The sequence below is a fragment of the Roseomonas sp. TAS13 genome, from assembly GCF_001950415.1.
Taxonomy (GTDB): Bacteria; Pseudomonadota; Alphaproteobacteria; order Acetobacterales; family Acetobacteraceae; genus Roseomonas; species Roseomonas mucosa.
In genome coordinates this window covers 1-11,258 of sequence record NZ_BDLP01000135.1, presented here as the reverse complement: position 1 = coordinate 11,258, position 11,258 = coordinate 1, and the positions used below count along the sequence as shown (strand labels likewise).

At 68.6% G+C, this 11,258-nt stretch carries 9 protein-coding genes and 1 pseudogene; 2 read left to right on the top strand and 8 right to left on the bottom strand.

Annotated elements, in window-relative coordinates; translation table 11 throughout:
• Positions 1 to 412: 412 nt before the first annotated feature.
• Complete coding sequence (locus tag ROTAS13_RS12215) at positions 413 to 1,636, top strand: serine hydrolase (RefSeq protein WP_083755501.1); 1,224 nt, start codon at positions 413 to 415, stop codon at positions 1,634 to 1,636.
• Between the two features lie 14 nt (positions 1,637 to 1,650).
• Positions 1,651 to 2,337: a bifunctional 2-polyprenyl-6-hydroxyphenol methylase/3-demethylubiquinol 3-O-methyltransferase UbiG gene (locus ROTAS13_RS12210; RefSeq protein ID WP_075822478.1), complete on the top strand. Its 687-nt coding sequence runs from the start codon at positions 1,651 to 1,653 to the stop codon at positions 2,335 to 2,337.
• Positions 2,338 to 2,382: 45 nt separating this feature from the next.
• On the opposite strand, the gene ROTAS13_RS12205 is transcribed toward ROTAS13_RS12210, so the two are convergent.
• The 8 genes and pseudogenes from ROTAS13_RS12205 to ROTAS13_RS28595 form a co-directional block, all read right to left on the bottom strand.
• Positions 2,383 to 3,216 carry an aldo/keto reductase gene (locus ROTAS13_RS12205; RefSeq protein WP_075822477.1) on the bottom strand — a complete coding sequence of 278 codons (834 nt, stop codon included), beginning with the start codon at positions 3,214 to 3,216 and terminating at the stop codon, positions 2,383 to 2,385.
• Positions 3,217 to 3,514: 298 nt separating this feature from the next.
• Positions 3,515 to 4,714, bottom strand: coding sequence for a multiple monosaccharide ABC transporter permease (mmsB, locus tag ROTAS13_RS12200; protein ID WP_019462167.1), 1,200 nt, complete (start codon positions 4,712 to 4,714; stop codon positions 3,515 to 3,517).
• Positions 4,711 to 6,270, bottom strand: a complete 1,560-nt coding sequence (gene mmsA, locus ROTAS13_RS12195; RefSeq protein WP_019462166.1) for a multiple monosaccharide ABC transporter ATP-binding protein — start codon at positions 6,268 to 6,270, stop codon at positions 4,711 to 4,713. The genes mmsB and mmsA overlap by 4 nt, the downstream gene beginning before the upstream one ends.
• 68 nt (positions 6,271 to 6,338) lie before the next feature.
• The gene (gene chvE, locus ROTAS13_RS12190) at positions 6,339 to 7,421 is read right to left on the bottom strand and encodes a multiple monosaccharide ABC transporter substrate-binding protein (protein ID WP_058390293.1); all 1,083 of its coding nucleotides are present in this window, start codon (positions 7,419 to 7,421) and stop codon (positions 6,339 to 6,341) included.
• Between the two features lie 38 nt (positions 7,422 to 7,459).
• Positions 7,460 to 8,389 carry a Gfo/Idh/MocA family protein gene (locus ROTAS13_RS12185; RefSeq protein WP_019462164.1) on the bottom strand — a complete coding sequence of 310 codons (930 nt, stop codon included), beginning with the start codon at positions 8,387 to 8,389 and terminating at the stop codon, positions 7,460 to 7,462.
• Positions 8,390 to 8,392: 3 nt separating this feature from the next.
• Entirely contained in the window at positions 8,393 to 9,322 is a 930-nt protein-coding gene (locus ROTAS13_RS12180; RefSeq protein WP_019462163.1) for a dihydrodipicolinate synthase family protein, read from the bottom strand.
• A 19-nt stretch (positions 9,323 to 9,341) separates the two neighbouring features.
• Positions 9,342 to 11,081, bottom strand: a complete 1,740-nt coding sequence (locus ROTAS13_RS12175; RefSeq protein WP_058390292.1) for an IlvD/Edd family dehydratase — start codon at positions 11,079 to 11,081, stop codon at positions 9,342 to 9,344.
• Between the two features lie 69 nt (positions 11,082 to 11,150).
• Positions 11,151 to 11,258 (bottom strand): annotated as a pseudogene (locus ROTAS13_RS28595) (DUF808 family protein); the annotation flags it as partial.

Genomic DNA, 11,258 nt, shown 5'->3' with positions numbered 1-11,258 from the left:
CCCGGGGGAGAGGCTCCGCCTCTCGCCCCGGCCCCCTCTCCGCCAGGACCCTGCGGGCCCTGGACCCGGTTCGCTGGCGCCGATGGTGGCCGTCATCCTGCGGCCCGATCCCTGGGAGCCGGTGGAGACACCGGGCTCCCGAAGAGAAGAAAGACACCCCGTCCGCGCCGGTGGCATCGGCAGTCCGCCGGAGAGCGCGGCTCTCCGGCGCGATCCGGCAACAGGGAGAACCAACGATTGGGAGGTCCAGGAACCTCAGGTTCCTGGCGGATAAGGGGGGGCACGGGGGAAAAGGCGGAGCCTTGTCCCCCCGGCACAGAGCCGCGCTGGATCACCCTCGGAACGGAGGGTCTTTCCGTTCCCGGCCGTCCTCTGCCACCCTGCCGCTCCTCGCAGCATGGAGTGCCAGCGCATGACGGACAGGATGACCGATTGCCCCGAGGAGGTCGGGCTTTCCGGCGACCGGCTGGCGCGCGTGGATGCCTGGCGTGAGGCGCAGGTGCGGGACGGCAGGCTGGCCGGGGCCACCACGCTGGTGATGCGGCGCGGGCGGGTGGCGCATCTCGGCTGCTCGGGCCTCGCCGACATCGCGCGCGGTGTGCCGATGGCGCCGGACAGCATCCTGCGCATCTATTCGATGACCAAGCCGCTCACCAGCGTGGCCATCATGATGCTCTACGAGGAAGGGCGCTTCCAGCTCGACGACCCGGTCACGCGCTTCCTGCCCTGCTTCCGGGACATGCGCGTCTTCACCACCGGCAGCCGCGGCAGCTACGAGACCGTGCCGGCGGAACGCGACATCACCTTCCGCGACCTGCTGACGCACACCTCCGGCCTGACCTACGGCATGATGCACGCCAACATGGTCGATGCCCTGTACCGGGAGCGGGGCGTGGACTTCCAGACCTCGGATCGCAGCCTGGGCGAGGTGGTGGAGACCGCGGCCTCGCTGCCGCTGCTGGCGCAGCCGGGGCGGGAATGGAACTACTCCATCGCCACGGATGTGCTGGGGCACCTGGTGGCCGTCATCTCCGGCCAGGACTTCGGCGATTTCCTGCGGGAGCGCGTCATCGGGCCGCTCGGCATGGCGGACACGGATTTCCATGTGCCGGAGGCGAAGCTCCCGCGCTTCGCCGCCAACTACCGGCGCGGCGAGGAGGGCGGCGTCGCGCTGCTGGAGGACCCGCGGGACAGCCGCTTCGGCCGCCCGCGCCGGATCTGCTCCGGCGGCGGCGGGCTGGTCTCGACCGTGGGCGACTATGCGCGCTTCTGCCGCTTCCTGCTGAACAAGGGGGAACTGGACGGCACCCGCCTGCTCGGCCGCAAGACGGTGGAGCTGATGATGACCAACCACCTGCGCGGCGACATGGCGGCGATGGGACAGCCCCGGTTTTCCGAAAGCACCTACGAGGGCGTCGGCTTCGGCCTGGGCTTCTCCGTGATGCTCGATCCGGCGCGGGCGCAGATCCTGGGCACGCCGGGGGAATGCGCCTGGGGCGGCGCGGCCAGCACGGCCTTCTGGGTCGATCCGGCGGAGGAGATGGCGGTGATCCTGCTGACCCAGCTCATGCCTTCCTCGGCCTATCCGCTGCGGCGGGAGCTGCGGGTGCTGACCTACCAAGCGATCATCGACTGAGCGGGAGCGGGGACATGAGCGACAGGACCTATGGCACCTGGTACCGGGACACGTCGCGGGAGGCGGCGATGGAGGAGGGGCACCGCCCCCTCTGGCGCCACTTCATCGACATCGTGCCCGAGACCGACCTCTCGACGCGCGACGTGCTGGATTTCGGCTGCAACCGCGGCGGCTTCCTGCGGCTGCTGCATGCGCTGAAGCCGTTCCGGCACGGGCTGGGCGTCGATATCGCGGAGGATTCCATCGCGGCGGCCCAGGCCCTCAAGGGGCTCGCGCCGCTGGACTTCGCCGTGGCAGCGGATCTCTCGCCCTGGCGCGGCAGCTTCGACATCGCCTTCAGCTACGAGGTCGTCTACCTGCTGCCGGACCTCGCGGCGCATGCCGCCGGCATCCATGAGGCGCTGCGCCCAGGCGGCGTGTACTATGCCGTGACCGGCTGCCACACGGCGATGCCGCTCTGGCCCGCCTGGCGCGAGCTGATCGGCGGCATCACCCACGCGCCGGTGCAGGACCGCTCGCCGGAGGATTATGCGGCGGCTTTCGCCGGGGCGGGCTTCGACGTCTCGGTGCGGCGCTTCGGCTATGACGGCTTCGTGCCGGCGGGGAAGCGCAGCGACTACTACCCGACGCTGCAGGATGCCCTGGCCTATCCGGCCGAGCACAAGCTGCTGTTCCGCATGGTGCGGCGGGAAGCGGCCTGAACCGATGCGCGGCGGGGAGGAACATCCTCCCCGCCGCGCCGGGCCTCAGCCCTCCGGCCCGTCGTTCCAGTCCGGCGCGAAGTCCGGGCTGACCATCCGCTGGTCCTTGGGCAGGCGCGCGATGGCGGCGCGGTCCTCGTCGTCGAGTTGCAGCTTCAGCGAATCCAGGTTGGCCTGCTGGTTGGCGCGGCTGGCGGCCTTGGGCACGGCCGAGACGCCGTCCTGGTCCAGCAGCCATTTCAGCGCGACCTGCGCGGGCGTGGCGCCATGCTTCCTCGCGATGGCCTGGATCTCCGGGATCTCCGCCACCTTGTTGCGGGCCAGCGGGCTGTAGGCGGTCAGCGCGATGTCGTGCCTGCGCGTGTAATCCAGCAGCTTCGCCTGGCCCAGCGTCACATGGTACTCGACCTGCAGGCAGGCGATCGGCGCCTTCAGCTCCTCCACCACCTGCCGCAGCAGCGGGCGCGGAAAGTTCGCCACGCCGATCTGGCGCGCCTTGCCTTCCTCCTTCAGCCGGACCAGCGCCTCGATGGTGCGCGGCAGGTCCCAGTCCTTTGCCGGCCAGTGGATCAGGTAGAGATCCACATGGTCGGTGCGCAGCTTCTCCAGGCTGCGCGCCATGGCTTCGTGCATCGCCTGCGGCGACAGATGGTCCCACCAGACCTTGGTGGTCAGGTGAACATCGCCGCGCGCCAGGCCGGAGGCGGCAAGGCCGGCGCCCACGGCATCCTCGTTCTCGTAGCGCTCCGCCGTGTCGATATGGCGGTAGCCGAGCTCCAGCGCCTGCCTCACCGCGGCCTCGCATTCCGCGCCCGTCATGGGCCAGGTGCCGAAGCCCAGCCTGGGCATGCGCAGCCCGTGTTGGGTCAGGAATTCCATGCTTCCGTTCCTCTTTCATCCGCCCGTCGCCGCCGGTCCGGCCCACGCCCCATGGGCGGAGCCCCAGGGCCCGCCCCACCGGAATTCGCCATGCCCGCCGCGGGCGGCGGCAAGCGGCCGGCCATTGGGCCACGGACAGGTTCGCCGGACCAGATGCCGGTCCTGCATGGCTTCGCCACCGCGCAGGACCGCGAGAGCACGCCGCCCGCCGCCAGGCCCAGGTTCCCGGTGGCCAGGAAAGGCCGGGGGAAAAAGGCGGAACCTTGCTCCCCCGGGAAGCGCGATGCCAGCCGTGACGCTATCGCCGCTGGTTATAGACATCCACGCAGACGGCGCCGAGCAGGACGATGCCCTTGATCACCTGCTGGTAGTCGATGCCGATGCCCAGGATGGACATGCCGTTGTTCATCACGCCCATGATCAGCGCGCCGATCACCGCGCCGACCACCTTGCCCACGCCGCCATAGGCGGAGGCGCCGCCGATGAAGCAGGCGGCGATCACGTCGAGCTCGAAGCCCAGCCCGGCCTTGGGCGTCGCGGTGTTCAGGCGGGCGGTGAAGATCAGCCCGGCCAGCGCCGCCAGCATGCCCATGTTGACGAAGGTGAGGAAGGTCAGCCGCTCCGTCTTCACGCCGGAGAGCTTCGCCGCCTTCTCGTTGCCGCCCACGGCATAGATCTGCCGCCCCACCACCGTCCGGTTGGTGACGAAGGCATAGAGCGCGATCAGCACCAGCATGATCAGCAGCACGTTGGGCAGGCCGCGGTGGGAGGCGATCAGGAAGGTCAGGTAGATGGTCATGCCCGCGATGACGAGGGTCTTCACCGCGAAGAAGGGCATGGGCTCGACCTCCACCCCATGCCCCTGCTGCCGCAGCCGGCCGCGCCAGGCGAACCAGACCATGGCCAGCGCCATGACCACGCCGAGGAGGAGCGAGGTCATGTACACGCCACCCTGCTGGCCGAAGAATTCCGGGATGAAGCCGGAGGAAAGGCGCTGGAACTCCACCGGGAAGGGACCCACCGACCTGCCGCCCAGCACGGACAGCATCAACCCCTTGAAGACCAGCATCCCGGCCAGGGTGACGATGAAGGAGGGGATCTTCAGATAGGCGACGAACCAGCCCTGCATCCCGCCGATGATGCCGCCCGCCACCAGGCAGAGCAGCGCCGCCGGCACGAAGGGGATGCCGAACTGCACGATCAGCACGGCCGAAAGGGCACCGATGAATCCCGCCACCGAGCCGACCGAGAGGTCGATATGGCCGGTGACGATCACCATCAGCATGCCGAGCGCCATGATGACGATGTAGCTGTTCTGCAGCACGAGGTTGGTGAGGTTCAGCGGCCGCAGCAGCGTGCCGTCGGTCATCACCTGGAAGAACAGCATGATGGCGAAGAGCGAGAGCAGCATGCCGTAGCTGCGCAGGCTTTCCTTCACCAGGTTGGCATGGCCCGTCCGAGCCGGCGGCGGGCCGGGGAATGTGGCCTGTTCGCTCATGGCACCGTTTCTCCCATGGATTCCGGCCGGAGGGCGCGGTTGTTCACGATGGCCCGCATGATCCGTTCCTGGGACGCCTCCGCGGCCGGGAACTCGCCGACGAAGCGCCCCTCGTTCATCACGCAGATGCGGTCGCAGATGCCGAGCAGCTCCGGCATCTCGGAGGAGATGACGATCACGCCCTTGCCGCTGTCGGCCAGCTCCTGGATGATCTGGTAGATCTCGTACTTGGCGCCGACATCGATGCCGCGGGTCGGCTCGTCGAGGATCAGCACCTCCGGCCCCGAGAAGAGCCACTTGGACAGCACCACCTTCTGCTGGTTGCCGCCGGAGAGCTTGCCGGTCTCCTGATAGACGCTGGAGCAGCGGATCCGCATCCGCGCGCGGAACTCCTGCGCCACCTTCAGCTCCCGGATGTCGTCGATCACCGAGCGGCTGGAGACGGCGGGCAGGTTGGCGAGGGTGATGTTCTTGCGGATATCCTCGTCCAGCAGCAGGCCCAGATGCTTGCGGTCCTCGGTCACGTAGGCGAGGCCGGCATCGATGGCGCGGCGCACGGTGGAAAGGTCCACCTCCCGCCCCTGCAGGAAGGCGCGGCCCGTGATGTTGCGGCCATAGGAGCGGCCGAAGACGCTCATGGCGAACTCGGTCCGCCCGGCGCCCATCAGCCCGGCGATGCCCACGATCTCGCCGCGCCGGACGTGGAAGCCCACATCCTTCACCACCTTGCGGCCGGGGTGCAGCGGATGGTCCACGGACCAGTCCTCGACGCGGAAGATCTCCTCGCCGATCCGCGGCGTGTGGTGCGGGTAGCGGCTCTCCAGGTCGCGGTCCACCATCCGGCGGATGATGCGGTCCTCCTCCACCGGCGCCTCGCGGCAGTCCATCGTCTCCACCGTCTGGCCGTCGCGCAGCACGGTGATGCGGTCGGCGACGGTCGAGATCTCGTTCAGCTTGTGCGAGATCAGGATGGAGGCGATGCCCTGCGCCCGGAACTCCATCAGCAGGTCCAGCAGCGCCTGGCTGTCGCGCTCGTTCAGGCTGGCGGTCGGCTCGTCCAGGATCAGGAGGCGCACCTCCTTGGACAGGGCCTTGGCGATCTCCACCAGCTGCTGCTTGCCGACGCCGATATCGGTGACCAGCGTGTCGGGCGAGTCCGTCAGCCCCACCTTGGCCAGCAACGCCCTCGTGCGCCGGTACACCTCGCCCCGGTCGATCACCCCGAAGCGGGTGGGCGCATTGGCCAGGAAGATGTTCTCCGCGATCGACATCAGCGGCACCAGGGCGAGTTCCTGGTGGATGATGATGATCCCGATCGCCTCGGAATCGTTGATGTCGCGGAACTGGCGGGCCTGCCCGTCATAGATGATCTCGCCCTCGTAGCTGCCATGCGGATAGACGCCGCTCAGCACCTTCATCAGGGTGGACTTGCCGGCACCGTTCTCGCCCACCAGCGCGTGGATCTCGGCGGGCATGACGGTGAGGTTGACGTTGTTCAGCGCGCGCACCACGCCGAAGCGCTTGGTGATGCCGCGCATTTCCAGGATGGGTTCCATCGCCGTCCTCCGGTTTCAGCCTCCTGCCCGGATGCGGGGCACGCAGGCCGCGTGCCCCGCGCCGGAGGTCAGACGATCTCCTGCTTCCTGTAGTAGCCGCTGCCGACCAGCACCTGTTCCCAGTTGCCCTTGTCCACGATCACCGGCTTGAGCAGGTAGGACGGCACGACCTTGACGCCGTTGTTGTAGCTCTTGGTGTCGTTCACCTTGACCTCCTGGCCGGAAAGCACGGCATCGACCATGTCGGCCGTCACCTTGGCCAACTCGCGCGTGTCCTTGAAGATCGTGGAATACTGCTCGCCCGCCAGGATCGACTTCACCGAGGGGATCTCGGCATCCTGGCCGGAGACCACCGGCATGGGCATGTTGCCGCTGCCGTAGCCGACGCCCTTGAGCGAGGAGAGGATGCCGATGGAAAGCCCGTCATAGGGCGAGAGCACGGCATTGAGGCGGCGGTCGCTGTAGAAGGCGCTGAGCAGGTTGTCCATGCGCGACTGGGCCGTCGCCGGGTCCCAGCGCAGGATGGAGACCTTGTCCATGCCCATCTGCCCGCTCGGCACCACCAGCTTCTTGCTGTCGATGTAGGGCTGCAGCACCGACATCGCGCCGTTGTAGAAGAAGTAGGCGTTGTTGTCGTCCGGCGAGCCGCCGAAGAGCTCGATGTTGAAGGGGCCGGCGCCGTCCTTCAGCTTCAGCGCGGACTCGATGGACTGCGCCTGCAGCACGCCGACCTGGAAGTTGTCGAAGGTCGCGTAGTAGTCCACGTTCTGCGAACCGCGGATCAGCCGGTCATAGGCGATGACCTTGGTGCCCGCCGCCGCCGCCTGGTTCAGCACGTCGGACAGGGTGGTGCCGTCGATCGAGGCGATGACCAGGACCTTGGCGCCCTTGGTCAGCATGTTCTCGATCTGCGAGAGCTGGTTGGGAATGTCGTCGTCGGCGTATTGCAGGTCGGTGGTGTAGCCCCGCTCCTTCAGCACCTTGACGATGTTGTCGCCATCCTGGATCCAGCGGGTGGAGGATTTGGTGGGCATGGCGATGCCCACATTCCCCTTCTTCTGCGCATGGGCAGGCATGGCCAGCCCCGTGGCGAGGCCGGTGGCGCCGAGCATGGCCATGGAGGCGGTCATCAGGGTTCTGCGCTTCATCATTTCCTCGCTCGTTATCGTTGTGGGCCGCTTCCAGGCTCTCAGGCCTCGTGAAACGCCTCCACGGTGATCCGTCGTCCCAGCATGAAGGCATCCGCGACATGGATCATAGGGGAGAGGTCCACATCGCAAGCGCCCGCCTGGATTAAATCGACGAAATGCCGGTAGATTCCACGATATTCGGCCTCCGGCGCCTCCAGCAGCAACTCACCATTCCGTTCCAGCCGGGCCCCGCCGCGCGAGAGGGTGAAGCGCTCCGCCCCGGTCTCCAGGTGAATGTCCCAGCTCTGCGGCCCGGTCTGGCGCCAGTCGAACTCGGCGCGGAGATCGCCGCCCTGCCCGGCACCGAAGCGCAGCGCCGCCGCGATCGGCGCGGCGCGGTTGGCGGGAAAGGACAGCGCCGCCTCCGTCAGGAAGACCGGGAAGGGCAGGATGCGGGTGAGGATGGACAGCGCGTTGATCCCCGGATCGAAGACGCCGAGCCCGCCCGGCTCCCAGATCCATTCCTGGCCGGGGTGCCAGACGCGCACATCCTCCTTCCACTGGATCAGCAGCGCGCGGATGCGCTGCCCGGCGAGGCGCTCGCGCAGCGGCTCCACCGCAGGGGCGAAGCGGGAATGCCAGGTGGCGAAGAGCGTCAGGCCCCTCTCCCGCGCCATCTCCTGCAAGGGGCCGATCTCGGCCAGCGTGGCGCCGGGCGGCTTCTCCAGCAGCACGTGCTTGCCGGCGGCCAGGGCCTGCGCCGCCAGCGCGTGGCGCCCCTGGGGCGGCGTGCAGAGCGCCACCGCGTCGATGGGCGTGCCGGAGGCCAGCAGCTCCTCCAGCGTCGCGAAGGAGGGGAGATCCGGAAGCCCGGCATGGCGGCTGGCGATCCCCGCCAGGGCGATGCCCGGCGTGGCCGCGATGGCGGGCAGGTGCTGGTCGCGCGCGATCTTGCCCAGCCCGACCAGCCCCAGCCGAATCCCATCCATGCCTTACCTCCCCCAGCGCAGCACCAGCGGGTCGAGCCGCCGTGCGATCTCGATCAGCCCCGCGCGCGTGGCCGGATGCAGCGGCATCAGCGGGTGGCGCACCGCCTCGGAGCGGATGACGCCACCTTCCTTCATCAGCGACTTGCACGCCACCAGCCCGCACTGGCGATTCTCATAATTGATCAGCGGCAGCCAGCGGGCATAGGCGTCCACCGCTTCCTCCCGCCGCCCGGCCTCCCAGGGGTCCATGATCTGGCGGATGCCGTCGGGATAGCCGCCGCCGGTCATCGCCCCCGTGGCCCCGGCATCGAGGTCGGCCATCAGGGTGATCGCCTCCTCGCCGTCCCAGGGGCCGATGATCGCATCGCCGCCGATCTCGATCAGCCGGCGCAGCTTGGCGGCGGCCTGCGGCACCTCGATCTTGAAATAGGCGACATTGGCGATCTCGCGCGCCATCCGGGCCAGGAACTCGGCGGAAAGCGGCGTGCCCGCCACCGGCGCGTCCTGGATCATGATCGGGATGCGGATGGCGTCCGAGACGCGCTGGAAGAACTCGTGGATCCCGGGCTCGGCGACACGGAAGGTCGCGCCATGATAGGGCGGCATGACCATCACCATGGCCGCGCCCATGTCCTGCGCCCGCTTCGAGCGCTCGGCGCAGATCTCGCTGCCGAAATGCGTGGTGGTCACGATCACCGGCACACGGCCGGCGACATGCTCCAGCACCGCCCGCATCACCTGGTCGCGCTCCTCGTCCGTCAGCACGAACTGCTCGGAGAAGTTGGCCAGGATGCAGAGGCCGTGCGATCCGGCATCGATCATGAAGTCGATGGCCCGGCGCTGTCCGTCGAGGTCCAGGCGCCCGCGGTCGTCGAAGACGGTCGGGGCCACGGGGAAGACGCCGCGATAGGCGTGGGACTTGGCTTGGCTCATGGAAGGCGCTCCGGCGGCGTCAATGGTTGTCGCGGGCGACGGGCGCGCCGCTGTTGCCGACGAGGAAGTCGAGATCGACGCCCTTGTCCGCCTGCAGCACGTGCTCGACATACATCTTCGTGTAGCCCCGCTTGGCGAGCGGCGTTTCCGGCGCCATCCAGGCGGCCCGGCGCGCCGCCAGCACCTCGTCGGACACATGCAGGTTCAGGCTGCGCGCCGCGACGTCGAGGGTGATCATGTCGCCGTTCTCGACCAGGGCGAGGTTGCCGCCCGCCATGGCCTCCGGCGCCACATGCAGCACGACGGTGCCATAGGCGGTGCCGGACATGCGGGCGTCGGAGATGCGGATCATGTCGCGCACGCCCTGGCGCAGCAGCTTGGGCGGCAGCGGCATGTTGCCGACCTCGGCCATGCCGGGATAGCCCTTCGGCCCGCAATACTTCAGCACCATGACGCAGCTCTCGTCAATGTCGAGATCCTCGTCGTTGATGCGGTGGTGCAGGTCCTCGATGCTCTCGAAGACCACGGCGCGCCCGGTGTGCTGCAGCAGGTGCGGCGAGGCGGCGGAAGGCTTGATCACCGCGCCGTCCGGGCAGAGGTTGCCGCGCAGGATGGCGATGCCGGCATGGGGCTTGAACGGCGCATCATAGGAATGGATGACGTCGCGGTTCCAGCACTCCGCCTCCGCCACGTTCTCCGCCAGGGTGCGGCCATTGGCGGTGATCGCCCCGCCATGCAGGAGGCCGCGCTCCACCAGCTCCCGCAGCACCACGGGCAGGCCGCCGGCGTAGTAGAAATCCTCCATCAGATGCTCGCCGGAAGGCTTGAGGTTCACGAGGCAGTTCACCTCGCTCGCCAGCCGGTCGAAATCCTCCAGCGTCAGCGGGATGCCCAGCCGCCCGGCGATGGCCAGCAGGTGCACCACCGCGTTGGTGGAGCCGCCGATCGCCGCCAGGGTGCGGATCGCGTTCTCGAAGGCCTGCCGCGTCAGGATCTTCGACATGCGCATGTCCTCGCGCACCATCTCCACGATCCGCCGCCCGGCGAGCCGCGCGAGCTGGTTGCGCCGCGCATCCGGCGCCGGGATGGCCGCGTTGGTGGGCAGGCCGATGCCCAGCGCCTCGACCATCGAGGCCATGGTGGAGGCCGTGCCCATGGTCATGCAGGAACCGGCGGAGCGCGACATGGCGCCCTCGGCCTCATGGAACTGGCGCAGCGTGATCTCGCCGGCGCGGAGCTGCTCGCTCATCGAGATGGTGTTGGTGCCGGAGCCGATCTTCTGCCCGCGGTAATGCCCGCTCAGCATCGGGCCGCCGGAAACGCCGATGGCCGGCAGGTCCACGCTGGCCGCGCCCATCAGCAGCGCCGGGGTGGTCTTGTCGCAGCCCATCAGCAGCACCACGCCGTCCAGCGGGTTGGCGCGCAGCGCCTCCTCCACATCCATCGAGGCGAGGTTGCGGTAGAGCATGGCGGTCGGACGCATCTGCGTCTCGCCCAGGCTCAGCACCGGGAATTCCAGCGGATAGCCGCCGGCCTCCAGGATGCCGTGGCGCACATGCTCGGCGATGGTGCGGAAATGCCCGTTGCAGGGCGTCAGCTCCGACCAGGTGTTGCAGATGCCCACCACCGGGCGGCCGTCGAACTGGTCATCGGGCAGGCCGCGGTTGCGCAGCCAGGAGCGGTAGTAGAACCCCATCTTGTCCTGGCGCGCGAACCATTCCCGGCTGCGCAGACCCTTGCCCTCGGGCTTCTCGTCCATCTCGGATTCCTGACCGTCCTGGCCGGCGGCGCCTGCCTGCCGGCAATGCCTCTGTGTGCCGGGCGCCACGAAGCTCAGCACCAGGGCCAGCGGCAGCAGGTAGAGCAGCTTGTTCTTCACCGAGCCGACGGCGATCTTCCACACGATCGGCAGTTCGCGCGAGGCCGCGAAGCCCGT

What these genes read in the sequence shown, in the direction of transcription:
- ROTAS13_RS12215 (WP_083755501.1), top strand. Translation starts at nt 413, where the DNA reads ATGACGGACAGGATGACCGATTGCCCCGAGGAGGTCGGGCTTTCCGGC.
- ROTAS13_RS12210 (WP_075822478.1), top strand. Translation starts at nt 1,651, where the DNA reads ATGAGCGACAGGACCTATGGCACCTGGTACCGGGACACGTCGCGGGAG.
- ROTAS13_RS12205 (WP_075822477.1), bottom strand. Translation starts at nt 3,216, where the DNA reads ATGGAATTCCTGACCCAACACGGGCTGCGCATGCCCAGGCTGGGCTTC.
- mmsB (WP_019462167.1), bottom strand. Translation starts at nt 4,714, where the DNA reads ATGAGCGAACAGGCCACATTCCCCGGCCCGCCGCCGGCTCGGACGGGC.
- mmsA (WP_019462166.1), bottom strand. Translation starts at nt 6,270, where the DNA reads ATGGAACCCATCCTGGAAATGCGCGGCATCACCAAGCGCTTCGGCGTG.
- chvE (WP_058390293.1), bottom strand. Translation starts at nt 7,421, where the DNA reads ATGATGAAGCGCAGAACCCTGATGACCGCCTCCATGGCCATGCTCGGC.
- ROTAS13_RS12185 (WP_019462164.1), bottom strand. Translation starts at nt 8,389, where the DNA reads ATGGATGGGATTCGGCTGGGGCTGGTCGGGCTGGGCAAGATCGCGCGC.
- ROTAS13_RS12180 (WP_019462163.1), bottom strand. Translation starts at nt 9,322, where the DNA reads ATGAGCCAAGCCAAGTCCCACGCCTATCGCGGCGTCTTCCCCGTGGCC.
- ROTAS13_RS12175 (WP_058390292.1), bottom strand. Translation starts at nt 11,081, where the DNA reads ATGGACGAGAAGCCCGAGGGCAAGGGTCTGCGCAGCCGGGAATGGTTC.